Origin of the sequence: Paraburkholderia gardini (assembly GCF_907164575.1) — a bacterium.
In the GTDB taxonomy this organism is placed as follows: Bacteria; Pseudomonadota; Gammaproteobacteria; order Burkholderiales; family Burkholderiaceae; genus Paraburkholderia; species Paraburkholderia gardini.
Genome location: NZ_CAJQYY010000009.1, coordinates 150,980 through 174,995 on the forward strand (window position 1 = coordinate 150,980; position 24,016 = coordinate 174,995).

The following is a 24,016-nucleotide window of genomic DNA, read 5'->3' on the forward strand; positions in this document are numbered from 1 at the left end:
TTGTAACGCGCTCGCTACAATAAGCGCACAACCACCCACGCAAGTTGCAGACCAGTTAGACATGCCAGAGTTGCCAGAAGTTGAGGTTACCCGACGGGGAATTGAGCCATATGTGGCCGGACGACGCGTCGAACGTGTCGATGTGCGCACGCCCGCGCTGCGCTGGCCGATTCCGGCCGACCTTGCAAAAACATTGCGGGGCCGCGTGATCCGCAAGGTCGAACGGCGCGGCAAATATCTGCTCTTCGAGGTCGACGAGGGCTGGTTCATTGTGCACCTCGGCATGACGGGCACGCTGCGCGTGCTGCGCAACGTATCTCATCCGCCGGCCGCGGCGAAGCACGATCATATCGACTGGATTTTCGACGAATTTATTCTGCGCTATCGCGATCCGCGGCGCTTCGGCGCCGTGCTGTGGCATCCGCGCGCGGCCGGTGACGTGCTCGATCATCCGCTGCTCGCCGGGCTCGGCGTCGAGCCTTTCACGCCGGCGTTTTCCGGCGCGCTGATGCACCGGAAAACGCGTGGCCGCAAGGTGTCGGTGAAGCAGGTGCTGCTCGCGGGCGAAATCGTGGTCGGGGTGGGCAATATCTACGCTTCCGAGAGCCTCTTTCGCGCGGGCATCCGTCCAGCTACAGCTGCAGGCCGCGTTTCGCTCATTCGCTATGAGCTGCTCGCGGATGCGGTACGGCTGACGCTTGCCGCCGCCATCGAGAAAGGCGGCAGCACGTTGCGCGATTTTGTCGGCAGCGATGGCGAGAGCGGTTATTTCCAGCTCGACTATTTCGTCTATGATCGCGCCGGGCTGCCATGCCGCGTCTGCGGCACGCCGGTCAGACAGATCGTGCAAGGTCAGCGATCCACTTATTTTTGTCCGATCTGCCAGCGCTGATGTCTACTTTTTCCCTTTCCGTTCCTGCGTCGTTGACTGATTTCTCCACGCGGCTGATCGCGTGGCAGCGCGTGCATGGCCGTCACGACCTGCCGTGGCAGAACACGCGCGATCCCTATCGCATCTGGCTATCCGAGATCATGTTGCAGCAGACGCAGGTCTCGACGGTCATTCCGTACTACGAGCGTTTTCTCGGCCGTTTCCCGGATGTCGCCGTGCTCGCCGCGGCGCCGCTCGATGACGTGATGGCGTTGTGGGCCGGCCTCGGTTACTACTCGCGTGCGCGCAATCTGCATCGCTGCGCGCAGACGGTTGTCGAGCAGCATGGCGGCGCGTTTCCGGCTTCGGTCGAGGCGCTGGCGGAACTGCCTGGCATCGGGCGTTCGACGGCGGCCGCGATTGCGTCGTTCGCGTTTGGCGCGCGCGCGACGATTCTCGACGGCAACGTGAAGCGTGTGCTTGCGCGCGTGTTCGGCGTCGAAGGATTTCCGGGCGAAAAGCGCGTCGAGAACGCGATGTGGGCGCTGGCTGAATCGCTGCTGCCTTCAAACGCGAACGACGCTGATGTGAGCGCCTACACGCAAGGTCTGATGGATCTCGGCGCAACGTTGTGCGTGCGCGGCAAACCGGATTGCGCGCGCTGCCCGTTCGCCGCCGACTGCGTGGCGAACGTCGCCGGACGCCAGCGCGAGTTGCCCGTTGCACGTCCAAAGAAAGCGATTCCGACGCGGCGCACGTGGATGCTCGTTCTGCGCGACGGTAACGCGGTGATGCTGGAAAAGCGTCCACCATCGGGAATCTGGGGCGGCTTGTGGAGCCTGCCGGAAGCGTCCGGCGAAGCGGCGCTTGCCGAACGCGCGGAAGGATATGGCGCATCGGGCAACATGATGCCGCTCGCGACGCTCACGCATACGTTCACGCATTTCCGTCTGGATATCGAACCGCGCGTCGTCGAACTGGGCAACCTGCGGGCGACGCTCGCAAGCGTCGGTGACGACGCAACGGTCTGGGTCGCGCTGCACGAACTCGATGCATATGGCGTGCCGGCGCCGGTTCGCAGGCTGCTCGATACGATGCAGGGATCGCTGCTTTAGGCGCGCAGTGTTACAGCAGTTGATGCTGTTGCATGTAGTGATGCACGACGTCGATCCGTGCGCCGGCGTCCTGCAGTTCCATCAGCTTCTGCCGCGCGCGCAAGGCGATCGGCAGTACTTCTGACAGACGGTTCGACACCCACGACGGATCGTCGAGCCTGAACGGTTCGGCGAACGGCAGGCTGTCGGGGTCGCGCTCGCGGATCGTCGCGATGATGCGTTCCAGCACTTCCGCGCAGGCGCCGAACCGCTCGACGTGCACGGTGCCTTCGAGCGGAATATCGTCGCCGATCGGCTCGGCCATGCCGACCAGCAGCCCGTCCGGCTGCGCACGGTGCGACAGCAGGCGAAAGCGCCGCGTGCCGCGCGCGCGGATCAGCAGCATGCCGAACGATTCCACATCGCATTGCCCGATTTCAGCGAGGCAGCCGATCGCCTCAGGCACCGAAGGCTCATCGGGCCGGGCCACCTCGCCACCACTCTTCAGCAGGCAGACGCCGAATGGCGTCTTCTCGCGAAGACATTCGCTTGCCATGTCCAGATAACGCGCCTCGAAGATTTTCAGCGGCAGCAGGCCGCCGGGAAACAGCACTGTGTGCAGCGGAAAAAGCGGCAGATCGGCAATCACGGCAGGAGTAGTGGACATTGCGCAACGCTCGAAGGTTAAGGCCGCGCGATGCGACCGGTTAAGCCACCAGCTTCGAAGATTCGCCGACGTCGAGCGGCGCATCGCGGTGCCGCACAATCACATTCGATTCGCCCGAAAGACGCGCGGCGAGCGTCTCGGCGATAAATACGGAACGATGCTGACCACCCGTGCAGCCAATCGCGACGGTCAGATAACTGCGGTTGTCGTCGCGGAAATGCGGCAGCCATTTCGCGATGAACCCGTGGATATCGTCGATCATCTGCGTGACGACCGGCAGCGCGCCCAGAAAGTCGATTACCGGCTTGTCGAGACCCGTGAGCGGGCGCAGTTCGCGATCGTAGTAAGGATTCGGCAGCGTGCGCACGTCGAAGACGAAATCGGCATCGAGCGGCACGCCGCGTTTGAAACCGAACGATTCGAACATCAATGTGAGGCCCGCGCGTTCCTGCTCGATGAAGCGCTTGACCCAGGCGCGCAGCACGTTCGCGCGCAGATTGCTGGTGTCGATCTGATGGCCGAACTCGGCGAGATTCGCGACGAGTTCACGTTCGTTTTCGATAGCTTCTTCAAGCGAGCGCAGCACGCCAACGTTTGCATCGTGCGACGGCGAACCCGACAGGGGGTGACGCCGGCGTGTTTCGGAAAAGCGCTGGATGAGCGACTGCGTGCTCGCGTTCAGAAACAGCACGCGCACATCGTGTTCACGCGCAAGGTCACGGATCATCTCGGGCATTTCGTCGAGCGAGGCGCTGGAGCGCGCGTCGATCGCAACGGCGAGCCGTTCGTGACCGTGCTCGCCGAGGTATGTGGCGAGTGGCGGCAGGAAGCGCGGCGGAAGGTTGTCGACGCAGTAGTACCCCGCGTCCTCGACCGCGTTCAGTGCGACAGACTTGCCGGAGCCGGAAATGCCGGTGATCAGGATAATGCGCATGAGGTCGTGAAATCCGTTCGTTTCATCATAGCATCCGCCCCGCGTGCCGGTGGCGCGATGCCCTGACGTGCCCGGAGAGGGCGCGCCGGCTAGATCAGCTTGCCGGGAAACTGGCTGTCCGGATCCTGCATGGCCAGACGCTGGCGGTCCATGAAGTCACGCAGCGTGTCGATGCCGCGCAGCTGCAGGATCGTGTTGCGCACGGCCGCCTCGACCAGCACGGCAAGGTTGCGGCCGGCGGCCACCTGAATGGTGACCTTGCTGATGGGCAGGCCCAGCACGTCGACGGTCTGGCTTTCGAGCGGCAGACGCTGGAATTCGCCATCCGGCCGGCGCACCAGCTGGACGATCAGCTTCAGCTTCATTTTCCGGCGCACGGCGGTCTCGCCGAAAATCGTCTTGATGTCGAGAAGACCCAGGCCGCGCACTTCGAGCAGGTTCTGCAGCAGCGGCGGGCAGCGGCCTTCGACGAAGTCGGGCCCGAGCCGCACGAAATCCACCGCATCGTCGGCGACGAGGCCGTGGCCCCGGCTGATCAGTTCCAGCCCGAGTTCGCTTTTGCCAAGACCGGAGTCGCCCGTCAGCAGCACGCCCATGCCGAGGATGTCGAGGAACACGCCGTGCAGCGTGGCGCGCGGCGCGAGAATGCGCGACATATAGAGCCGCAGGCTGTCGATGACAGCCGCGGCCGACATCGGCGTGGTGAAGAGCGGCGTGGACGAGCGCGTACAGCGCAGCACCAGTTCCGGCGGCGCGGCAACGCCGCCCGCGACGACCAGGAACGGCGGCTCCAGCGCAATCAGTTCGGCCATGTGACGCGAGCGGCTTTCATCGGCCTGGCGCTGGTAATACTCAACTTCAGCGTCGCCCAGCACCTGGATCCGGTTCGGGTGAATCAGGTTCAAGTGGCCGACGAGGTCGGCGCTGGAGGTGGCGTACGCAACCGTTTCCGCCGAAAACCCGCGCTCCCAGCCTTCATGCCCGGTCAGCCAGCTGAGTTTCAGCACGGCGGCGTTGTCGTCGAAAATGCTCTGGGCGTTGATGCTGGACGTATCCATGAGTCCGTGACTCCGTTATGGGCCGCTGGCCCGCGCGTCTGGCCTCTGCTGGCCTGTGTATATATCGCGGCCGGTCCGGCCGGCGCGAGCCTGGCCGGTTCTTGTGCTGTTGCCGGACCTGTATGTAGCGAGCTCCGCCTTCAATACGTCAAGGTTGCCACTGAGTGAGCAGGCGATGCAACGCCTCGCGGTCTTCTTCCGTGTGCAGCCGCTCGCGTGTTTCGCGATCGGACAGCAATTGCGCGATTTCCGACAGGATCTCCAGATGCTGCTGGGTAGCCTGTTCCGGCACGAGCAGGAAGATCAGCAGCGACACCGGCTGACCGTCGGGGGACTCGAAGGGAATGGGTTCGGCGAGACGCACGAACGCGGCGAGTGGATGCTTCAGGCCCTTGATCCGGCCGTGAGGAATCGCAACGCCTTCGCCGAGCCCCGTCGACCCGAGGCGCTCGCGCGCAAACAGATTGTCAGTGACCGTACTGCGGGCGATGCCGTTCTGGTTCTCGAAGATCAGGCCAGCCTGTTCAAAGACACGCTTTTTACTGGTAACGGCAAGACCGACGACGACATTGTCGAGGGGAAGGTATTTGGCTAGACGATTCATGTTGGCAGGCGGAAACGTGGCCTGGATTCTCCTCGCCGTGGCGTTTGGGTGGCGTTCCATGTTCAACAGGTGCTCACGGCGTATGGCGATAGACGGTGGAGACCGAAAGCGCAGGACTACCGCTGATTGACCCCGATAGTAACCGGAACATTATAGAACAGGGTGATCACGGATGGTGCGGCGCGCCATCGATGAAAAACGAGGCTTCCCGCGACGGATTCGCTGAGTGGCGGAGTGTGATGCGGACGGGTGGGGCGTCCAACGAAAAACCGCCCGTAATCGGGCGGTCTGGCGGGAAAGGCCTGAAGGAATTCTGCCAATGGACGCTTATTGCGGCGGCACTTCGATTTGCGGTGCCAGCGGCTGATGTTTGATCGCTTCGTGCTGATGGCCCTGGAGGCGATCCTTGTGACGAATGACTTGCCTGTCCAGCTTGTCGATCATCAGGTCGATTGCGGCGTACAGGTCGCCATCCGCGCTTTCGACAAATAAGTCCTTGCCCTTCACATGCAGGTTGATTTCAACCTTTTGACGCTTTTCCTTTTCCTTGTGGTTGTCGACCGAGAGGACCACACTGCCATCGATTACCTGATCGAAATGTCTTAGCACCTTGTCCAGTTTGGAGATCACGTATTCGCGCAACGCAGGCGTTACTTCGAGATGGTGTCCACTGATCTTCAGATTCATAGTGCTTCTCCATGCTAGTGGCCGCCTTGACGTGCAGGCCCAGCAAGTGCCGGTCGAACTGTCGGCTCGCCTCCCGGTCTTCCCCTGTGACCGGCTGTTGACGGGTCGCTTCGGCCAGCCTTGTCGCCCATCGCGCCGCGGCCGGTAAATGCCGGCCACAGTATGTGACCGGCTACAGAGACTTGCGCAGGTTAACCGCGGGGATTCTCAGGGCTTCACGGTACTTCGCGACGGTCCGCCGCGCCACGACAAAGCCCTGTTCCGCCAGCAGTTCGGCTATGCGGCTGTCTGAAAGAGGAGATTTTGGCTCTTCTGCTCCTATCAGTTGCTTGATGAGTGCGCGAATAGCCGTTGATGAGGCTGCGCCACCCGTGTCGGTGGAAACGTGCGATCCAAAGAAGTACTTAAATTCAAGCGTCCCAAAGGGCGTGAGCATGTACTTGCCCGTTGTCACACGCGAGACAGTCGACTCGTGTAACCCCAGCGTATCAGCAATTTCCCGCAAAACCAAGGGGCGCATGGCAATTTCGCCGTGCACAAAAAAGCTCTTCTGACGCTCGACGATGGCCTGTGCAACCCGCAGGATCGTCTCGAATCGCTGCTGGATATTCTTGATCAGCCAGCGAGCTTCCTGGAGTTGCTGGCGCAACGAACCGCTACCCGGATCGCCCCTGCTATTGCGAAGAATGTTCGCATAAAGATGGTTTATACGCAGTTTGGGGACCACTTCCGGGTTCAGCTCCGCGGTCCATCCCTGCGCGGTCCGCTTCACCATGATGTCCGGCACGACGTAGTCCGCTTCCGCCTTGCCGTACGCGGCGCCCGGGAACGGTTCGAGTGAGCGGATGAGTGCGTGTGCGTCGCGCAGTTCGTCGTCGTTGGTCTTCAGGTGCTTGCGCAGACGCGTGAAATCGCGCGCCGCGAGCAGTTCCAGATAATGGGCGACGATGTCGAGTGCAAGCGTGCGCGTGGGCGACGGTTCGAGCCGCAGAAGTTGCAGCCTCAGACATTCGGACGCCGAACGTGCACCGACCCCTGCCGGATCGAAGCTGTGCAGCAGCGCGAGCGCCGCATTCAGTTCGTCGAGATCGACTTCGAGTTCGTCGGGCAGGTCGGCCAGTACTTCTTCGAGCGAGGCGGTGAGGTAGCCGTCGTCGTCGAGCGATTCGATCAGGAACATGATGAGCGCGCGGTCACGTTGACCCGCCTGCGTGACGCGCAACTGCGCGCCCAGATGGTCGCGCAGGCTCGTGCTCGATTCGTGGATCTGCAACGGCGGCAGATCGTCGTCGTCCGAAGCGGTACCCGAGCGGCCGTAGTCGTCGAGATTCCACTGGCTTGAGTCGCCATTGCTGTCGGACGAGAGGCCGTTGTATTCGTCGACACCCCGCGGCTCGCCGTTCTCAGCGCGCTCGGAGGTGGTGGACGAAGACGAACTCGTGTTGCCCATCTGCTCCTGCGGGGGCGCGCTGCCCGGCGCCTGCGTAATCAGCGAACCGTCCGCGGCGACACGCAGCGGACTCGCGATCCAGTCATCCTCGTTTTCGAGCAGCGGATTCTGGGAGATCGCCATCGAGACTTCCTGCTGCAGCTCAAGCGTCGACAACTGCAGCAGCCGGATGGACTGCTGAAGTTGCGGGGTCAGCGCAAGATGCTGCGACAGGCGGAGTTGGAGGCTGGCTTTCATGGCGGGTTCAGATTCATTGTAGAGAGTTTGCCACGAGCGCGATACCTTGCAACAGTCACAAAAATGCCTGTTGCGTGGATTCGATGTTGGTGGGTGCGTTTGACGCGCCCCGCCAGAATGTCCCGGATGTCCGGGAGCGAGGGTGTACTGGCCTTGCGGACGGCATGAAGCCGGAATTGCCGTCCGCAAGGCCGTCGATCACATGCGGAAATGCTCGCCCAGGTAGACGCGCCGCACGTTCTCGTTTTCGATGATTTCGCTGGGTGCGCCGGCCGCTAGCACGCTGCCATCGCTGATAATGTACGCGTGGTCACAGATGCCGAGCGTTTCGCGCACATTGTGGTCGGTGATCAGCACACCGATGTTGCGCTGCTTCAGGAACTTCACGATCTTCTGGATTTCCAGCACTGCGATCGGGTCCACGCCGGCGAACGGTTCGTCGAGCAGGATGAAGCTTGGATTGGTCGCGAGCGCACGCGCGATCTCGACACGCCGGCGCTCGCCGCCCGACAGCGACAGCGCCGGATTCTCGCGCAGATGAGCAATCTGCAACTCGTCGAGCAATGCTTCGGTGCGCGCGGAAATCGCGTCTTTCGTGAGGTACTTGCCGTCGTCTTCGTGCTGCAGTTCGAGCACCGCGCGGATATTTTCCTCGACGGTGAGCTTGCGGAACACGGACGCTTCCTGCGGCAGATACGACAGCCCGAGCGATGCGCGTTTGTGGATCGGCAGCAGGCTGATCGACTTGCCGTCGAGATCGATCGCGCCAGCGTCGAGCGGGACGAGACCGACGATCATGTAGAACGACGTGGTCTTGCCGGCGCCATTCGGGCCGAGCAGCCCGACCACTTCTCCGCTTTTCACGTCGAGCGATACGTCCTTCACGACCGTGCGTGAGCCGTAGCGCTTCTTCAGGTTGCGAACGGAAAGTGAGCTGCTGGTGCCGGCTGGCTTGCGATTGGGCAGGGCGGGTGCGCTCACGGCTTCGTTACTCCCTGGACTTGACCCTGACCCTGCACCGGCAACTGCGTGGACGGCACGAGCGTGGCCGATGCGCCGTTCAGCGGCGCGGGGCCGCCGTTACGCGGCGCGAGCATCGCGCGCACGCGGCCCGTCGGATTGCCCGGACCCGCGACGTCCTTGCCGGCCTTCGCCGTATAGAAATCGTTCTGGCCGTCGTACGTGATCACGCTGCCATGCACTTCGTCCATCAGCGTCGTCAGGCCCTGCAGGCGGCGCACCGTGGCACGGGTGGTCAGCGTGGTCAGGTCCTGTTTGCCGTCGTAGTCGATACGTTCCGCAGTGCCTTCGACGTATTCGTCGACGCCTTCGCGCTTCTGGCGAAAGTACGAAAGGTTGTTGCCGGTCGACGTGCCCGTCGCGTACTGATAGCCCTGAGGATCCTGATGCACCTCGACGCGATCCGCCTTGATGACGATCGTGCCTTTCGTGGCCACGACGTGGCCCGTGAAAATGTTGACCTGCTTCAGGTCGTCGTAAGTCATGTTGTCCGCTTCGATATTCAGCGGTTTGTCCTTGTCGGCGCGCTCGGCGTGCGCAGCCGGCGCGAAGCCGACGAGCGGCAACACGGCCAGCAGCGCGGCGAGCGCGGCACGGTACGTGGACCACGCATGGGCGCGGCCGGTGTCAGGACGAGGGAACGATTCGTTCATGCAGTCACGCCTGGAATGGATTTACCCGGGTTGCGGGGGAGAGCCGGCGCTATCGGACGCGGCAATGGCGCCGCGCACGTTGCCGAACAGTTGCATAACCCGGGTGACGTTGTTGTAGTTCATGCCGCTGGCCGTCATGACAGACGGACCGCGTTGAAGTTTAACCGGCTTTTCGGTCTCGATCACATCGTCGTTGACCAGCACGCGGAAATGCTCGGAATCGGCCTGCATGGCCGGATCGCCGTAGCCCGCGGCGCGCAGGATCCGCGCATTGTCGTACAGGTTGACGATCGATGCATCGCCGTTCACCGTGCCGCGATCGCCCGTTGCCGTGACGATCGGCTTGCCCGGCTGGAACGCGCGGATCGCGGGTTTGGTCAGATCGCTGTCGTCGTCGTCCTCGTAATGCACCATGTGTACCGCGGTCAGACGATATTGCGTGGCACCCGACTGGTCGAGTTCGGAGACGGAGAAGTTATCGGCGAAATAGTCAGGCGTGTGCACCTTCTTGTGCGGCGCGCCTTCATTAGGCGGCGGCAGCGTGGCCTGCAGCAGCCACCACGTAATACCGGCGAGCGCTGCCATCGCGACGAGCGGAATCAGCGAAGTCAGGCGGAACTGGTTCATCCGACGAGGCCCTGCTGGTCGCCGCCGCCGCAGGCAGCCGCGAGCAGTGCGTCGTACTTGTGCTGCGCCCGCAGCAGCGTGTCGCAGACTTCACGTACCGCGCCCTGGCCGCCACGCGCCTCGGAAACCCAGTGCGCACGCGCGATCACTTCCGGATGTGAATTCGCCGGCGCCGCGGCGAAGCCGACCTTCAGCATCACCGCGAGATCGACCCAGTCGTCGCCCATGTAGCCGCATTCTTCGGCGGTGAGGCCGGTTTCCTTCAGCAGTTCGGCGAACGCTTCAGGTTTGTTTTCGATGCCCTGATACAGGTGCGTGATCTTCAGTTCCTTCGCGCGCACGGCGACGATGCCCGATTTGCGTCCCGTGATGATGGCCGTGTCGATGCCTGCCTGGCGAAGCAGTTTCGCGCCGTGGCCGTCCATCGAATTGAACGCCTTCATCGTGTCGCCTTCGGCGGTAAACATCAGACCACCGTCGGTCAGCACGCCGTCGACGTCGAAGATCATCAGCTTCACGCGGCTTGCGCGTTCAGTGGCGGTAAGCGGGGCAGCGGCCATCAGATCACCTTCTTCGAGAACAGGTCGTGCATGTTGAGTGCGCCGATGAGCCTGCCCGTTTCATCGACAACCAGCATCTGGTTGATCCGGTGCCGCTCCATCAGTTCCACGGCCTCGACGGCAAGGTGGTCGGGTCCGATCATGCGCGGGCCCTTCGTCATCACGTCCGCGATCGGCAGTTCGCGGAAGTCGCCCGCACGTTCGAGTACGCGCCGCAGGTCGCCATCGGTGAAAATGCCCTCGACGTGATCGTTCGAATCGACGATCGCCGTCATGCCCATGCGTTTTGCCGTGAGTTGCATCAGCGCTTCGCGCAGCGTGGCGTTGTCCGGAACCTTCGGGATTTCGTCGCCGGTGCGCATGACGTCGCGCACGTAGGTCAACAGGCGCCGGCCGAGCGCACCGCCCGGATGCGAGCGCGCGAAGTCGTCGGCGCCGAAGCCGCGCGCGTCGAGCACGGCCACCGCCAGCGCATCGCCGAGCGCGAGCGCGGCCGTGGTGCTGGCGGTCGGCGCGAGATTCATCGGGCAGGCTTCTTTCGATACACCGGCGTTCAGATGGACGTCCGCAAGCTTCGCGAGCGTCGAGGCCGGCTTGCCGGTGATGGCAATCAGCCTGGCGCCGAGGCGCTTGATGAGCGGCAGGATCGAGACGAGTTCTTCGGATTCGCCCGAATTCGACATCGCGATGAAGACATCCTCGGCGGTTACCATGCCGAGATCGCCGTGACTCGCTTCGGCCGGATGCACGAAGAACGCCGGCGAGCCGGTGCTCGCGAGCGTCGCGGCCAGCTTGCGGGCCACATGGCCGGATTTGCCGATGCCGGAAACGACGACGCGTCCACGGCAACTGAGGATAAAGTCGATCGCCTCGACAAAACCGTCGTCGAGTTGATCGCGAAGCGCGCGCACGGCGTCCGCTTCGATGTCGAGCACGTCGCGAGCGAGTGCGAGCGCCCGATCGCCATTGATTTTCGCTATCATTCGCGGAGTATAGCAAAGGCGTTTGTTCGCCGCGCCGGGCGGGACGTGCCCAGCCGCTGCCTTCACGGGCCCCCTAACCTTGTCGCGCGGCCGTTTGCGCGCGGCGGTTCCTGACGAACGAGGACCCTTTCCCGATGCGCGTTTGCCGATGATTTCCCCGCTAGAAATGACGCTGTTCCTGCTGCTGGCTTCAGTGGCAGGCGTCGTCGTGTTCCGCTATCTGAACCTGCCGCCGATGCTCGGGTATCTGACGGTGGGCATCGTCGTCGGTCCGCACGCGCTCGGGATCGTGCCGGATTCCGCGGGCGCGCAGAATCTCGCCGAGTTCGGCGTCGTGTTCCTGATGTTCTCGATCGGGCTGGAGTTTTCGCTCGCGAAGCTGCGCTCGATGCGCCGGCTGGTGTTCGGGCTGGGCCTGCTACAGGTGCTCGGCACGATCGCGGTCGCACTTGCGCTCGGTTACGTGCTGGAACGCTGGGTGCACATCACGTGGGAGGCGAGCGTGGCGCTCGGCGGCGCGCTCGCGATGTCGTCGACGGCGATCGTCAGCAAGATGCTCGCCGAGCGGCTCGAAATCGAAACCGAACACGGCCGCAATATTTTCGGCGTGCTGCTGTTCCAGGATCTGGCCGTGGTGCCGCTGCTCATCATCATCGCCGCGTTCGGCAACGATTCGAAACATCTGATGGAGGCGCTCGGCCTCGCCGCGGTGAAGATCGTGATCGCGCTCGCCGTGCTGCTGATCGTCGGACAGCGCTTCATGACGCGCTGGTTCAACGTGGTCGCGCGGCGGCGCTCGCAGGAACTGTTCATCCTGAACCTGCTGCTGGTGACGCTGGGCGCCGCGTTCATCACGGAGAAATTCGGTCTGTCGCTTGCGCTTGGCGCGTTCATCGCCGGCATGCTGATCGCCGAAACGCCTTACCGGCATCAGGTGGAAGAGGACATCAGGCCGTTTCGCGACGTGCTGCTCGGGCTCTTCTTCGTGACGACCGGCATGCTGCTGAACCCGCACGTGGTCTGGGACCATCCGTTCATCGTGCTCGGCTTTCTGCTTGGGCCGATCCTGCTGAAACTGGTGATGATCACGGCGCTCTCCCGGCTCTTCGGCGCATCGCCCGGCGTCGCGATGCGCACGGGTATCGGCCTCGCGCAGGCGGGCGAATTCGGTTTCGTGCTGCTGAACCTGATTCTCGACAAGCATCTCGTCGACGCCACGTTGCTGCAGGCCATCCTCGCCGCGATGCTGCTGTCGATGCTGGCGGCGCCGTTCCTGATCCAGAACGCGGACCGGATCGTTCTGCGCCTGTCGTCGACGGAATGGATGATGCAATCGTTGCAGATGACGCGCATCGCCACGCAGAGCCTGAAGCAGAGCGGACACGTGATCATCTGCGGGTACGGCCGCGCGGGACAGAATCTCGCGCGCATGCTCGAACACGAAGGTCTTTCGTACGTCGCGCTCGACCTCGACCCGGATCGCGTGGCGGCCGCCGCGGCGGCGGGCGAATCGGTCGTGTTCGGCGACGCCGGGCGGCGCGAATCGCTGCTCGCCGCGGGTATCCATCGTTGCGCGACGGTCGCGATCACGTATGCGAACACGCCGTCCGCGCTGCGCGTGCTGAACAACATTCACGAACTCGAGCCGACGCTGCCGGTGATCGTGCGGACCGTCGACGATGCGGACCTGGAAAAGCTGCTCGCGGCCGGCGCGACCGAGGTGATTCCAGAGATCGTCGAAGGCAGCCTGATGCTGGCGTCGCACACGCTCGTGCTGATGGGCGTACCGATGCGGCGCGTCGTGCGGCGCGTCGAGGAGATGCGCGATGAGCGTTACAGCCTGCTGCGCGGCTATTTCCACGGCGCCGACGACCAGAGCGACGAGGACAGCCATGAACAGGTGCGGCTACAATCGGTGCCGGTCGACGAAAAGGCCGACGCGGTGGGCCGTACGCTTGCGGAGCTGGGCCTTTACGAGCTCGGTGTCGAGGTGACGGCGATCCGGCGGCACGGTATTCGCGGCGTCGAGCCGGATCCGGAAACGCGTCTGCGCGCGCTCGACATTGTCGTGCTGCGCGGTCTGCCTGAAGCGCTGGCTGAAGCAGAAGAGCGGCTGTCGAAACACCGGCGTGCAGGTGCTGTCGTGGCCTGAGAGACCTGTACAGGCCGTCATCTTTTTCACGGGCTGCCTGCCTCGCGCGGGAGTACCGCCATGAGCGGTTTCTGAAGCGCCACCACTGCGGCCAGCATTGAAGCTATCACTCGGAATACTGGAGACCTCATGTCCAACGCAACTTCGCTCGCGCCCGCCGATGCGCCACTGAACGCGACTGAGTTCGTGAAGAGCCAGATCCGCACGGTGCCCGACTGGCCGCAGGCCGGCGTGCAGTTTCGCGACATCACGCCGTTGCTGCAGCAGCCGAAAGCGATGCGCGTGCTGATCGACCTGTTCGTGCTGCGCTATATCGACGCGAAGCTCGACTACATCGCGGGACTGGACGCACGCGGTTTCATCATCGGGCCGATTCTCGCGTACGAACTGAATCTCGGCTTCATCCCGATCCGCAAGATCGGCAAGCTGCCGTACAGGACGGTCGCGGAGTCGTATCAACTCGAATATGGCACGGCGACCGTCGAGATTCACGAGGACGCGTGCGGCCCAGGCGACCGCGTCGTGATCATCGACGATCTGATCGCAACCGGCGGCACGATGATGGCTGGCAAGAAACTGCTCGAACGACTCGGCGCGCAGGTGGTGGAAGGCGCGGCGATCATCGATCTGCCGGACCTTGGCGGCGCGCGGCTTTTGCGCGAAGCGGGGCTGCCGCTCTACACCGTGACCGAATTCGGCGGACACTGACCGTACGTCGCGTACTCATCCAGCGCACCCGGATAAAAACGATGCCCAATTTCCTGCTGTTTCTCGCGACATCCATCGCGATCACGCTGGCGCCCGGTCCCGACAACCTGCAGGTGCTCGCGCGTGGCATTTCCCAAGGCCGTGCGGCGGGTTTTGTCGCCGCGCTCGGTTTTGCCGCTGGCATCACGTTCCATACGACGCTCGCAGCGCTGGGCGTCGCGGCCGTGTTGCGGTCGTCGCCGGTCGCGTTTCAGGCGATCAAGCTGGCCGGCGCCGCGTATCTGGTCTGGATCGGCATCAAGGCGCTGCGCAGCCAGGGTCTCGCGACGGCACATGAACGGCCGCCGCAGCCGCTGCGCTCGGTGTTCCGGCAAAGCGTGCTCGGCAACGTCATGAACCCGAAGGTCACGCTGTTTTTCATCGTGTTCCTGCCGCAGTTCATCGATCCGCACGGCGCACAGAGCGTCACGCTGCAGATGCTCGAACTGGGCGCCACGTTCATGCTGCAGACCGTGGTGGTGTTTTCGCTGTTCGGCGTGTGTGCGGGCATGATCGGTAGCTGGCTGCGTCGCCGGCCGCGCGTCGGCGTGTGGCTCGATCGCCTTGCCGGCGCGACGTTCATCGCGATCGGCATTCGCGTCGCGTTGCGCGACTGAGTGGCAGGAGCATCGACCATGACTTTGCCATGCATCATTTCCGCGCGCCGTTTCGACGCGTGTGCTCACACGCCGTTCTGGACCGGTGAAGAGCGGGTCGGCTGGATCGGTGTCGCCGACGTGCCGCTTCTCACGCGCTGGCCGGATGTATTCGACATCGACGACGCGCGCGTCACGCTGTCGGCGCGATTCGACACCCTCGATCTGCGCAGCGCGGCGCTGGGCGCGGTGATCGGCGCGCTCGCCGCCGAAGGCCGCATTCCGGGCTGGCGCGACGAGACGTACGCGATCCGCAACGCGTTCGACGCGCCGCCGCTCGCGTACATCGAACGGGCCGCGTCGCGCTTCTTCGGGACGATGACGTACGCGGTGCATCTGAACGGCGTCGTAGAATATGGTGATCGCGCGCCGCAATTGTGGATCGCGCGCCGCAGCGATACGAAGGCGACCGACCCCGGCATGCTGGATAACGTCGTCGCGGGCGGCATCGGCTGGGGCTTCGGCATCGAGGAAACCATCGTGAAGGAGTGCTGGGAAGAAGCGGGCATTCCGGAAGACATTGCCCTGCGTGCAGTGGCGGGACGCACCGCGCATGTGCTGCAGTCGTTGCCTGAAGGCACGCAGGCCGAACAGGTGTTTATTTACGACCTGCCGTTGCCGCCGGATTTCGCGCCGCGCAATCAGGACGGCGAAGTGGGCGAGCATCGTCTCGCGCGGATCGACGAAGTCGCGCGCTGGATCGAGGACGGCACCATGACGGTCGACGCAAGCCTCGCGACCCTCGACTGTCTGCTGCGGCGCCGCTGGATCGATGAAGATGCTTGCGAGGGCATTGCCACCGTGTTCGCCCCCGCGGTTATCTGAAGGGGCTGCGCGTTGTCATACTGAATAAATTTGAATTACGGATCGAAGAAGGGAGTCACCCAGGTCATGTCGACCGAACATAGCTTTATTCTCAAACTGTCGTGTGCCGACCGGCCCGGCATCGTGCACGCGGTGTCCGGCTTTCTGTTTGAGCGCGGCAGCAATATTCTCGACTCGGCGCAGTTCGGCGACAGCCATACGGGCGAGTTCTTCATGCGCGTTCATTTCCAGCAGGTCGGCGGCGATCCGGGGCTGGATGCGCTACGCGTGTCGTTCGCACCGCTTGCCGAACAGTTCGGCATGAAGTGGGAATTGCACGATGCCTCGGTGAAGCCGCGCGTCGTGATCATGGTCTCGAAGATCGGGCATTGCCTGAACGATCTGCTGTTTCGCTATCGCACCGGTCAGCTCGGTATCGAAATTCCCGCGATCATTTCGAATCACAAGGCGTTTTATCAGCTCGCGGCAAGCTATGACATTCCGTTTCATCATTTCCCGCTGACGGGTTCGACGCCCGACGCGAAGGCCGCGCAGGAAGCGCGCGTGCTCGAAGTGATCGACGAGCATCAAGCCGATCTGATCGTGCTCGCGCGCTACATGCAGATTCTGTCGCCGCAACTGTGCGACCGGCTGGCTGGACGGGCGATGAATATTCACCATTCGTTCCTGCCGAGCTTCAAGGGTGCCAAGCCGTATTACCAGGCGTTCGATCGCGGCGTGAAACTGATCGGCGCGACCGCGCATTATGTGACGACCGATCTCGATGAAGGTCCGATCATCGAGCAGGAAGTCGAGCGCGTGGATCACAGCATGACGCCGGAGCAGTTGACTGCGATCGGTCGCGATGTCGAATGCGTGACGCTTGCGCGCGCGGTGAAGTGGCATGTGGAGCATCGCGTTGTGCTGAACGGAAGCAAGACGGTGGTTTTTCGCTGAGATGCGTGTCTGCCGCCCATCGGGCAGCACTGCAACACAGGGCAGCACCGTAGTAAAAAGGCCCGCGGCATCACTGCCACGGGCCTTTCTGTTTCTGCGTTCAGCGGTTGGCTATATGCCGCCCATCAAAACGGTTATCCACACTAAAAAGTGTTGGTAGATAAGTCACCACCAATAAATTTGGCACTTTCATGCCATCATATCCTCAAGCAATGTGGGTACATGTAGCTAGAAGCGCATTTTCCACGCAAAAATCGACGCGAAGCACCAAACCGTGGGTAGCACTCCGTTTACTGCAAATGCCCGCGCAGCGGGTGTTTGCGGCATTTTGTCGTTTTGGACGTTTAAGCAACAATATCTCTCCTTGGCACGAGGGGGTGCGGGGGAGTAGTTAGCAAAAGTTATCCACAAGCAATTGCCACGGCGATCGCGCGTGGCAAAACTTCTGGACAGTTCGCCAGGACATCACCGCCTCGACGCTGCATGCGCTGGGAAGATAAAACTACCCTTTAACGACTTCGAGGCGTTCAGCCTCCTTGCCTTGGCAAGATCTGGTAGTCCTTGCTGACCGCGCCGTTTGCTGATCCACGATTTACCAGCGTGGCACTGATCCACAGTGTGCGATCGGGAAGACGCCGGATGTGGCCGCGACGCAGATGCGTGCGCGGACTAGCGTGTGTACCACGGCCAGCGCCGTGTTTGTCATCTGAGCCTGCATCCGGCGCCAGCTGAAGAACCTTGTACGAAAATAGCGGAGCCTTCTTTTTCGCCGCTCGCATCGCCATTGCCGTAGGGCTGGGACGAACGTCGACGGTCTTGACGTTGGCACAATTCAGCACGGCACACGCCTGCACCATCATCTGCAGTTCGTCCCTCGTGTCGACAAGAATCTGCGACAGCGCGGTCGCCCGATCTCCGTTGAACCTTGCAACGGCCTCAGCAAACAGGCCCTCCGCGATGGGGATAGGTTCTGCGTGGAAGCGATAGCCGTGCGCCATGTCTTGCCCGGCTTCACTCATTGCCAGTTCAGCCTGTACCGAACCCGGCAAGGCAGGCGCGTCCGGTGCAATGCGAAAGTCACGGGGCACGAAGACCATTCCTGCAGCGGGATGCCAAGCGCCAAAATGGTCGATATAGTAAATCGACGCAACGAACGTCCCCCCTTCGGGATAAGCCTCGCGCATACGCGCCTCTTCATCGGGAAACGGCCCCGGGCGATCGCCGAGTTCCCAGCAAAGCGCAATCCGTCGCGATGAACGCATCTGGGGCATACCATTCACGTAAGGCGTGACGGGGTCGTCCTTCTCCCACTGCGCCTCAAAAACCGTCACCGGGTATGGCAGCCGCAGAAGCTCAAGGTGCGCTTCACCGAGCGACGCCGTATCGACGATCTCCGCGCAGTTGGGCAGCAGAAATTTCTCGCCCTTTCGCAACAGTTCCACCAGCCGCCGTGTTGCAGCAGCCGATCCAGTATCGCCACGACTTTCGACATTTGCTGCGAATTGCTGCAGGCTGTCGATCGCGTCAGCCGCGTAGTTGTACAGTTTGACGTTGTCCATGACCTGTCTTTCGTCCGAAGAAATCAAACTATACGCGCGCGGGCGCGCAGCACCGTGCCGTAGACGTCAAGCGCGTTCGATCGCGCGGGTAACGGCGCGGGAATCCGGATAAATGCCATCTGCTATGTTCTCCTTTCCGGTATAAGAGGGCGAGCGGCGCAACCTGCGCCACTTAGTGCAGTAATCGGATCGAATGCCACTTTTATGTAGAGCCCCCGACAAAAATATTTCATCGCAGCCGTTAGATGGCCGGCAGTCCGACCCGCCGACACTGCACGCTGGCGAGGGAAATGTGCAGGCGGGCGTAGAACGCCAATCCGAGAAATAACGATGAAAGTGACGACGCCCGACACCTTCCGCAACGACCTCGCGATGCTGCTGCGGGATGTTCCCTGCAGTATGGCCGTGCGCCTGACCGAATACGTCGTGGCCCGGTAGGACGGCGCCCTGGAGGTATTCGCCTATCGGCGTGAAGACGACCTCCAGTTGCCGGAAGAAGAGCGCGATCTGGGTGATCTGTTGTGGGAAGGGTGGGCGGCCGATCTCACAGCATGGTTGCGCGCGCCGCAGTTCGAACGCTTCGAAGAAATCGATGGGTAGATATGCGATTCGCCGCCGCGCGATGCCGACTCATCTGCATGAATCGCGTCACACTCAGAGGAAATTGAGCACACCCATGTCCGCAAAAATCACGAATGACCAGATCAACGCGGCGTTCGACATCGCGAGGCGTGTCTATCTCGGGGAACTGAAGCCTTCGCTCGGCGCAAGCCAGCTTTCTCGCGAGCATGGCGTCAACATTAACAGCGCAACTGCACTTATCCGCGACTACCGGCATCTGCGAAAGGGCGAATGCTACCGGCGCACGCTTAGCACGCCTGCGGCCGATGTGTTCCTCCACCGGATTTTCAAGGAGGACGGCGCGGACGCCCTCGACTCCGCTATCGCTGCGGTTTGGGCCCACATCGCCTACTATGAGCGAACACGTGAGACCACGGTTCGCGCGCTGCGTGAAGTGGTTGCACGACATGAAGCCCAATTGCTACGCCACAGGGAGAGTCCAACGCTCGCCCAGACACTGGCGCATTTCGAGCGCGAGGTTATCTCGTCCCTGTCAGATGCGGGGGAGACCCGGCGCCGCCGGCTGGCCCTCGCGCCCAGAAAGCCATCGACCATTACCGTCACGACGGAGGTCTTCGTGCGCAACGCCGATGTCGTCGCGGAAGTTCTGGCACGGGCAGGCGGAAAATGCGAAATCTGTCATCGCGATGCTCCTTTCGTGCGCCGGGATGGCCGCCCCTATCTCGAAGTCCACCATGTTGTACAGCTCGCAGAGGGAGGCGATGACACGACGGAGAATGCCGTCGCGACATGTCCGAACTGCCATCGGCGGGCGCACTATGGCGCACCCGCGTAGGCGTAGCGCCTACGTCCCAAACGCTAGTCCGCTCCTTGCGGCGCGCGATAGACGAAATTGATCCAATACGCGCACGTCTCAAGTACCTGAAGTCCCATGGCAGGCGAATGAATGTCCGCCGTGCCGTGGGACAGTCCATTTCGAATCTGTATGAGCGCTTCGATGGGGTCTTGAGAAACTGGAACATCAGGCGTTCGGGGCGGCAGAATGCCGTCTTTTCTGGCGCGTTCGACCCGAGTCCTCAAGTTGCCCCAAGCGGGACCGCCATGACCGTTGAGTCGGTGCTTCAATGCAAGCTCAAATGCGCCGCACGCCTGCGCCTCCCCAACGACCCATAATGCATAGTCGAAGAAGGCGTAGATGAGAGTGTTGCGCGCTCTATCGAACGCATCGCTGACATCCACCGGAACTGTCGTTTGCAGACCGATCGCCGCAAGGGTGGCGTGATGAAATTCAAGGCTCATGTGACGCTGCGTCCCGTTATCGACAACACGCAGATCTGCATAGCGCCGGTCCGGCAGCAAGATACTTTCGAGCGATTTGAAGCCCATCATGTCCCCTTGATACGATTCTGGTCTCGGCACAGCAGCTAAGATTCTTCGCGCCCGGTAAAGCCAACCTCCTTCAGAAACTGGGCCGCGCCATCAACGAGGCTGGACTGGCCGATCCCTCGCTCATTTTTACGGCTGACGTCTGTAGACGGCAACATTCCGTCCACAACCAAGTCCGGCAAACGGGTCGCTCTCACGGCTTCGTGAAAATCCGTTGACAGCCTCTTGCCCGACCACGCAAGCAGACAATCAACCGCTGCACCCGCAATCAGGTCGGCAACCTGAAGTGGTAAATGTGACACCGAATCGCCGAAATCCAGCTCGCGGATTCGCAACGGCAGTTCCGCCTGACGCTCTCCGTATCCGATCGTCCGTGTCACAACGGGTGTCATCAGGGCGCGCAAAAACGGTTCATGCCGTCGCAGTGGTTTTGACTGGTCATGGGTTACGTCAAAAAAGCCCGTGACCGACACCATCCATTTGTTGATCATCATGGTAAAGAGATCGGGCGCCGGGTCGAACATGTGAAGAGGAAACGGTTCGACGAATTCACGGATGCGACCCAATGAGATAGCCAAGCCAGCGGCAATGTCACGGTTTTTCAGGGGAGCGGCGCGAAACGACGTCCGCAGTGTTTGATCAAAATCCGCATAGGCGACAGTGCTCCGCTCACGGATCGCCCGCAGGAAAGCCCGCAGCACTTTTTCCCACGCGCCTTCAGGAAAAATGATTTGTCCCGCGTAGTACCAGACGTTCACCAGTCCGACGGCACCGTCCCCGTCATAGAGATCGAGGCCGCTTTCGTGCACGGTTGGCTCGATCAGCTTGTCCACGAGATGGGTGATGAGGTAGTAGCGCTTGTCGGCGACCAGCGCTTTCGCGGTCGCGGGCGAAAGCTCAGGCGAAGAAAAAAACTGAAGCAGCGCCGCCTGTCCGTCCCCGCTGCCACGAAGCTTCGTGTATTTCGCCTCAACCTGTTTCTGGCGCAGGAGTGGCCTCACCAGCACCGCCGCGCGTTCGCTATCCAAATTCGTACTGGCCAGTGCAAAGAGCGGCTGGTCTGCATTGAGCAAATCGACACCCGTGTTTCCCGATTCGTCGCGAAACAGATGCACGGCTGGCTCCTTCCGAAAATGTTGTGCGGGCGGTGCGCGATACTGACGACTTCACCAGCGCATTCGCAGACGTATCACGAAACTTGAGTGCCACCTCGCGAAGAAAGATTAACCCACTGGCCAACACAGGGCGACCATCCACTGCCGTTTGACTCACCGTCTGATACGCGTTCCAAACGATTCATCGCGTTCAGCCAAGTCGGCTGAATCTTCGTCCGAAAGTGATTGCGCCACACCGTGGCCGATTTTCCAACCACGACCGTCCGCGAGCTGCGCGGTGAGCACGCCGAGCTTGCCCATGACCAGCGGGCGACGGATCGCATTCTCGACAGCAGCGCAGTCAGGCCCCATCCTGCGAATCGCAGCGTCGGCTTCTTCGATCCATTGCGCGCGCAACTGCAGCCCGCTTTGCACGCTCGCGTCTTCGCCGGAGTCAGCATCGAGTATCGCAGGGTTACTGACAGCGGCATTGAGGACAAGCCGCGTCAGTTGCGTCGCGATGCCCAGATCTCGGTCGAGGTTGACTGGGGAGCTTTGATGCGCCAGGTCTGATCGCGTCTTGTATAAACCGCCGACCGCTTTTGCCTGCCGCGTCGCTTCGGCGTTGCTCCCTCCGAGTGAGACCACCGCGCGCCGAGCAAGAGTCCGGATGGCTGACGTGTGTGACTCCATTTTTAGGCCACCCAGCGCACTCAACAGTGCGAGGTCCCCAAAAACTTCAGCCTCTAGGCGTTTCTGGTCTATCCAATTCGCGACCTCAGCATTGCGCTTCGCGCGAATGGCCAAACCATCAAGGATGGTCAGTTTCGCCAAAAAAAGCGAGCGCGGCAGAAAATCATACTGCGAGGTGACGTACAGCTCCAGCGCCGCACGCAACCGGTGATCGATTACAGGGGGGCAATCCGCGAGCGTGACCTCCAGGACATCCCGAGCTTCCCAGCTGCATGACCCGGCGCGGTCGTCCCACACGGGGGCCGGCGTCAGATGATCCGGGATCAGGGTGGGCCGCGAGCCGTCATAGGCGGCGTTCAGCGCTACTGCGGGTTCACTGTCAGCAATGCGGAAATTCGCACCATCGTTCATCGAGACGACGGGAAGCCGTTGGCGCAGGTCGGCCAGCAGACATTGCGCGTCGGATTCAGGCAGTGGATCAAACAGGAGCCACTGCTTGATCACCAGCGCGCTCGACGACAGGAACGAAATATAGGGTTCGCGCTCGAGCAGCTGCGCGCCGCGGCCCAGCACTGTCAGGAGCCGATCCCGGGGCGCGCTGAGCTGCATACCGGGCGTGGTTTCAAGGGGGACATGCAGCCAGTAGTGGTCGGGTCGTGACATGGTGTCTTTTGGGGAGTGCCGTGTGCGTGCCAATGTCCAGCTGGCTGGCGCAAGTTCATTTCGCTCTAAGGCAGGATTTATTCTCGATTGAGCGGCGGAAGCCGGCCGTACTTGCGCGCAAACTCGTACAGCAGCGCCCTCTCATAGAGCTTGAGCGCCGCGATTTCTACCACCGGTTTTGCTATCCCAGGCCTTGCGTACATGCTCCATTCGGAACGCCACGCTGAAAAACGCAGCCGCTGGCACGTGCGGTCATCCTGCTCGCGCCGGTAGGCACGGACGGCGCTATGGTAGCGCTCAAGCCGCCGATCGACATGCGTGGACATGCCGATGTAAAGCACGCCGGGATGAAGATGCTTCGCGCTCCCGGCGCCTGTGTAGCCGTCCACGTCGGACGTCCCAAGCAGATAGAGACCAAGGCACCCGAAGTCAGACGGCACACCGTCGATTTCGTGGGACGGACGACCGCGATCGTTCCAGCGGCTCCAGTCATCGAAGATGATTTGCGGGATTTCCATTCGCGTCATGTTGCTGCTCATTGGGGCGGGTTGGAAACCCCGTATATCGTATCGGCCCGCACGCCGGGAAAGCCAATGGCATCGCCGACCACGATGCCGTAGAGGGTGAACCGCCAGAAGGTCCGCGACGGCGCGAGTGAATCCTGTACCGCCCGATAGGTCATCGTGCCAGCCCCAATGTCCTCTTCGATTTTCGCGCCCCAGCGCTCGTTCAGAAAGAGGCTTTCGAGAGTACGGACCGCTGTTGGATGGAAGAACGACGCCCGCACCTGAGTGGGCTCGGTCAGATCTACCCCCCAGTGAAGCCAGGCCAGCCCCGTCATCATGTATTCGCACAGGCGGCTCACCTTGCTGCTGTCCAGCGGCAGCTTCATCTCCGGCGTCCACCGCTGCGCGTATTCGCCTTGCCACTGGCGGTTCCATTCGTCGAGAAGTGCGCGATGCAGAGGTACATTGCGCGCAAGGCGGCCCGGAACGAGGTCGTTGAGCGTGCGCGCGGCGGCCGCTTGTCGCGCGCCAAACGGCAGGATCGTCAGCAGGTGATGTTCGAGATGCGATTTCATGTTGTTGCAGGTCGTGCAGGCGGGGACCTTCGGCAGATCAACGCGTTCGGACGGCAGGAAAAATCCCCGCGCAATCACATGGTCTGCCGTGTCCGATACGCCCTCCCGCCCACAGTACACACAACGCTTGCCTCGATAGCGCTTGCTAGCCAAGTTTCTCTCCCTGTCACCGCGGTCAGCGGCCTGCTGCACTGTGA

25 protein-coding genes are annotated in these 24,016 nt (G+C 62.1%); 8 read left to right on the forward strand and 17 right to left on the reverse strand.

The genetic code is table 11. The features are described from left to right. Positions 1–61: 61 nt before the first annotated feature. Together mutM and mutY are read left to right on the forward strand one after the other, a co-directional pair. Positions 62–892 (forward strand): bifunctional DNA-formamidopyrimidine glycosylase/DNA-(apurinic or apyrimidinic site) lyase, encoded by an 831-nt coding sequence (mutM, locus tag LPA34_RS09770; RefSeq protein WP_228977446.1) that lies wholly within the window; start codon positions 62–64, stop codon positions 890–892. Beyond that, the gene (mutY, locus tag LPA34_RS09775) at positions 892–1,986 is read left to right on the forward strand and encodes an A/G-specific adenine glycosylase (protein ID WP_228977448.1); all 1,095 of its coding nucleotides are present in this window, start codon (positions 892–894) and stop codon (positions 1,984–1,986) included. Before mutM ends, mutY begins: the two co-directional genes overlap by 1 nt. Before the next feature lie 10 nt (positions 1,987–1,996). Here mutY and LPA34_RS09780 read toward each other — a convergent pair whose 3' ends face one another. The 11 genes from LPA34_RS09780 to kdsD all read right to left on the reverse strand — a co-directional run bounded on the left by LPA34_RS09780 (position 1,997) and on the right by kdsD (position 11,445). Then, a complete protein-coding gene (locus tag LPA34_RS09780; protein WP_228977450.1) occupies positions 1,997–2,632 on the reverse strand; it encodes an LON peptidase substrate-binding domain-containing protein in 636 nt (211 codons plus the stop codon). 40 nt (positions 2,633–2,672) lie between these two features. Continuing rightward, positions 2,673–3,566 (reverse strand): RNase adapter RapZ, encoded by an 894-nt coding sequence (gene rapZ, locus LPA34_RS09785; RefSeq protein ID WP_228977452.1) that lies wholly within the window; start codon positions 3,564–3,566, stop codon positions 2,673–2,675. 89 nt (positions 3,567–3,655) lie between these two features. Beyond that, entirely contained in the window at positions 3,656–4,624 is a 969-nt protein-coding gene (gene hprK / locus LPA34_RS09790) for an HPr(Ser) kinase/phosphatase (RefSeq protein ID WP_090527733.1), read from the reverse strand. A 148-nt stretch (positions 4,625–4,772) separates the two neighbouring features. Beyond that, a complete protein-coding gene (locus LPA34_RS09795; RefSeq protein ID WP_228977536.1) occupies positions 4,773–5,288 on the reverse strand; it encodes a PTS sugar transporter subunit IIA in 516 nt (171 codons plus the stop codon). A 267-nt stretch (positions 5,289–5,555) separates the two neighbouring features. Further along, a complete protein-coding gene (gene hpf, locus LPA34_RS09800) occupies positions 5,556–5,915 on the reverse strand; it encodes a ribosome hibernation-promoting factor, HPF/YfiA family (RefSeq protein ID WP_228977455.1) in 360 nt (119 codons plus the stop codon). Positions 5,916–6,087: 172 nt separating this feature from the next. Next, positions 6,088–7,602: an RNA polymerase factor sigma-54 gene (locus tag LPA34_RS09805; RefSeq protein ID WP_228977456.1), complete on the reverse strand. Its 1,515-nt coding sequence runs from the start codon at positions 7,600–7,602 to the stop codon at positions 6,088–6,090. Between the two features lie 198 nt (positions 7,603–7,800). Then, the gene (gene lptB, locus LPA34_RS09810; RefSeq protein WP_228977458.1) at positions 7,801–8,583 is read right to left on the reverse strand and encodes an LPS export ABC transporter ATP-binding protein; all 783 of its coding nucleotides are present in this window, start codon (positions 8,581–8,583) and stop codon (positions 7,801–7,803) included. Beyond that, positions 8,580–9,275, reverse strand: a complete 696-nt coding sequence (lptA, locus tag LPA34_RS09815; RefSeq protein ID WP_228977460.1) for a lipopolysaccharide transport periplasmic protein LptA — start codon at positions 9,273–9,275, stop codon at positions 8,580–8,582. Before lptA ends, lptB begins: the two co-directional genes overlap by 4 nt. A gap of 21 nt (positions 9,276–9,296) precedes the next feature. Beyond that, positions 9,297–9,902, reverse strand: a complete 606-nt coding sequence (gene lptC, locus LPA34_RS09820) for an LPS export ABC transporter periplasmic protein LptC (RefSeq protein ID WP_228977462.1) — start codon at positions 9,900–9,902, stop codon at positions 9,297–9,299. Then, complete coding sequence (locus LPA34_RS09825) at positions 9,899–10,462, reverse strand: KdsC family phosphatase (protein ID WP_228977465.1); 564 nt, start codon at positions 10,460–10,462, stop codon at positions 9,899–9,901. The genes lptC and LPA34_RS09825 overlap by 4 nt, the downstream gene beginning before the upstream one ends. Beyond that, positions 10,462–11,445, reverse strand: a complete 984-nt coding sequence (gene kdsD, locus LPA34_RS09830) for an arabinose 5-phosphate isomerase KdsD (RefSeq protein ID WP_228977466.1) — start codon at positions 11,443–11,445, stop codon at positions 10,462–10,464. Before kdsD ends, LPA34_RS09825 begins: the two co-directional genes overlap by 1 nt. A 148-nt stretch (positions 11,446–11,593) precedes the next feature. Here kdsD and LPA34_RS09835 point away from each other — a divergent pair, with 148 nt between their 5' ends. The 5 genes from LPA34_RS09835 (at position 11,594) to purU (ending at position 16,761) form a co-directional block, all read left to right on the forward strand. Further along, positions 11,594–13,597 (forward strand): monovalent cation:proton antiporter family protein, encoded by a 2,004-nt coding sequence (locus LPA34_RS09835; protein WP_228977467.1) that lies wholly within the window; start codon positions 11,594–11,596, stop codon positions 13,595–13,597. Between the two features lie 129 nt (positions 13,598–13,726). After that, entirely contained in the window at positions 13,727–14,305 is a 579-nt protein-coding gene (locus LPA34_RS09840) for an adenine phosphoribosyltransferase (RefSeq protein ID WP_228977469.1), read from the forward strand. Between the two features lie 41 nt (positions 14,306–14,346). Further along, positions 14,347–14,961: a LysE family translocator gene (locus LPA34_RS09845; RefSeq protein ID WP_228977471.1), complete on the forward strand. Its 615-nt coding sequence runs from the start codon at positions 14,347–14,349 to the stop codon at positions 14,959–14,961. 18 nt (positions 14,962–14,979) lie between these two features. Continuing rightward, entirely contained in the window at positions 14,980–15,825 is an 846-nt protein-coding gene (locus LPA34_RS09850) for an NUDIX hydrolase (protein ID WP_228977473.1), read from the forward strand. A gap of 66 nt (positions 15,826–15,891) precedes the next feature. Next, positions 15,892–16,761 (forward strand): formyltetrahydrofolate deformylase, encoded by an 870-nt coding sequence (gene purU, locus LPA34_RS09855; RefSeq protein WP_228977475.1) that lies wholly within the window; start codon positions 15,892–15,894, stop codon positions 16,759–16,761. Between the two features lie 527 nt (positions 16,762–17,288). Here the strand turns inward: purU and LPA34_RS09860 are convergent. After that, on the reverse strand, positions 17,289–18,320 hold the full coding sequence (locus LPA34_RS09860; protein WP_228977477.1) for a hypothetical protein: 1,032 nt from the start codon (positions 18,318–18,320) through the stop codon (positions 17,289–17,291). A 676-nt stretch (positions 18,321–18,996) separates the two neighbouring features. Between LPA34_RS09860 and LPA34_RS09865 the strand changes: the two genes are divergently transcribed. Next, positions 18,997–19,737 (forward strand): HNH endonuclease, encoded by a 741-nt coding sequence (locus tag LPA34_RS09865; RefSeq protein ID WP_228977479.1) that lies wholly within the window; start codon positions 18,997–18,999, stop codon positions 19,735–19,737. A gap of 23 nt (positions 19,738–19,760) precedes the next feature. Here LPA34_RS09865 and LPA34_RS09870 read toward each other — a convergent pair whose 3' ends face one another. The 5 genes from LPA34_RS09870 to LPA34_RS09890 form a co-directional block, all read right to left on the reverse strand. Continuing rightward, the gene (locus tag LPA34_RS09870; protein WP_228977481.1) at positions 19,761–20,291 is read right to left on the reverse strand and encodes a hypothetical protein; all 531 of its coding nucleotides are present in this window, start codon (positions 20,289–20,291) and stop codon (positions 19,761–19,763) included. A 35-nt stretch (positions 20,292–20,326) separates the two neighbouring features. After that, on the reverse strand, positions 20,327–21,403 hold the full coding sequence (locus LPA34_RS09875) for a DUF3800 domain-containing protein (protein ID WP_228977483.1): 1,077 nt from the start codon (positions 21,401–21,403) through the stop codon (positions 20,327–20,329). Positions 21,404–21,556: 153 nt separating this feature from the next. Next, positions 21,557–22,738 carry a hypothetical protein gene (locus tag LPA34_RS09880; protein ID WP_228977485.1) on the reverse strand — a complete coding sequence of 394 codons (1,182 nt, stop codon included), beginning with the start codon at positions 22,736–22,738 and terminating at the stop codon, positions 21,557–21,559. A gap of 77 nt (positions 22,739–22,815) precedes the next feature. Next, the gene (locus tag LPA34_RS09885; protein WP_228977487.1) at positions 22,816–23,265 is read right to left on the reverse strand and encodes a GIY-YIG nuclease family protein; all 450 of its coding nucleotides are present in this window, start codon (positions 23,263–23,265) and stop codon (positions 22,816–22,818) included. Positions 23,266–23,273: 8 nt separating this feature from the next. Beyond that, entirely contained in the window at positions 23,274–23,972 is a 699-nt protein-coding gene (locus LPA34_RS09890) for an HNH endonuclease (protein WP_228977489.1), read from the reverse strand. Positions 23,973–24,016: the final 44 nt, after the last annotated feature.

Excerpts from the sequence above, each read along its gene's own strand:
- mutM (WP_228977446.1), top strand. The coding sequence starts at position 62 with ATGCCAGAGTTGCCAGAAGTTGAGGTTACCCGACGGGGAATTGAGCCA.
- mutY (WP_228977448.1), top strand. The coding sequence starts at position 892 with ATGTCTACTTTTTCCCTTTCCGTTCCTGCGTCGTTGACTGATTTCTCC.
- LPA34_RS09780 (WP_228977450.1), bottom strand. The coding sequence starts at position 2,632 with ATGTCCACTACTCCTGCCGTGATTGCCGATCTGCCGCTTTTTCCGCTG.
- rapZ (WP_228977452.1), bottom strand. The coding sequence starts at position 3,566 with ATGCGCATTATCCTGATCACCGGCATTTCCGGCTCCGGCAAGTCTGTC.
- hprK (WP_090527733.1), bottom strand. The coding sequence starts at position 4,624 with ATGGATACGTCCAGCATCAACGCCCAGAGCATTTTCGACGACAACGCC.
- LPA34_RS09795 (WP_228977536.1), bottom strand. The coding sequence starts at position 5,288 with ATGGAACGCCACCCAAACGCCACGGCGAGGAGAATCCAGGCCACGTTT.
- hpf (WP_228977455.1), bottom strand. The coding sequence starts at position 5,915 with ATGAATCTGAAGATCAGTGGACACCATCTCGAAGTAACGCCTGCGTTG.
- LPA34_RS09805 (WP_228977456.1), bottom strand. The coding sequence starts at position 7,602 with ATGAAAGCCAGCCTCCAACTCCGCCTGTCGCAGCATCTTGCGCTGACC.
- lptA (WP_228977460.1), bottom strand. The coding sequence starts at position 9,275 with ATGAACGAATCGTTCCCTCGTCCTGACACCGGCCGCGCCCATGCGTGG.
- lptC (WP_228977462.1), bottom strand. The coding sequence starts at position 9,902 with ATGAACCAGTTCCGCCTGACTTCGCTGATTCCGCTCGTCGCGATGGCA.
- LPA34_RS09825 (WP_228977465.1), bottom strand. The coding sequence starts at position 10,462 with ATGGCCGCTGCCCCGCTTACCGCCACTGAACGCGCAAGCCGCGTGAAG.
- kdsD (WP_228977466.1), bottom strand. The coding sequence starts at position 11,445 with ATGATAGCGAAAATCAATGGCGATCGGGCGCTCGCACTCGCTCGCGAC.
- LPA34_RS09835 (WP_228977467.1), top strand. The coding sequence starts at position 11,594 with ATGATTTCCCCGCTAGAAATGACGCTGTTCCTGCTGCTGGCTTCAGTG.
- LPA34_RS09840 (WP_228977469.1), top strand. The coding sequence starts at position 13,727 with ATGTCCAACGCAACTTCGCTCGCGCCCGCCGATGCGCCACTGAACGCG.
- LPA34_RS09845 (WP_228977471.1), top strand. The coding sequence starts at position 14,347 with ATGCCCAATTTCCTGCTGTTTCTCGCGACATCCATCGCGATCACGCTG.
- LPA34_RS09850 (WP_228977473.1), top strand. The coding sequence starts at position 14,980 with ATGACTTTGCCATGCATCATTTCCGCGCGCCGTTTCGACGCGTGTGCT.
- purU (WP_228977475.1), top strand. The coding sequence starts at position 15,892 with ATGTCGACCGAACATAGCTTTATTCTCAAACTGTCGTGTGCCGACCGG.
- LPA34_RS09860 (WP_228977477.1), bottom strand. The coding sequence starts at position 18,320 with ATGGACAACGTCAAACTGTACAACTACGCGGCTGACGCGATCGACAGC.
- LPA34_RS09865 (WP_228977479.1), top strand. The coding sequence starts at position 18,997 with ATGTCCGCAAAAATCACGAATGACCAGATCAACGCGGCGTTCGACATC.
- LPA34_RS09870 (WP_228977481.1), bottom strand. The coding sequence starts at position 20,291 with ATGATGGGCTTCAAATCGCTCGAAAGTATCTTGCTGCCGGACCGGCGC.
- LPA34_RS09880 (WP_228977485.1), bottom strand. The coding sequence starts at position 22,738 with ATGTCACGACCCGACCACTACTGGCTGCATGTCCCCCTTGAAACCACG.
- LPA34_RS09885 (WP_228977487.1), bottom strand. The coding sequence starts at position 23,265 with ATGACGCGAATGGAAATCCCGCAAATCATCTTCGATGACTGGAGCCGC.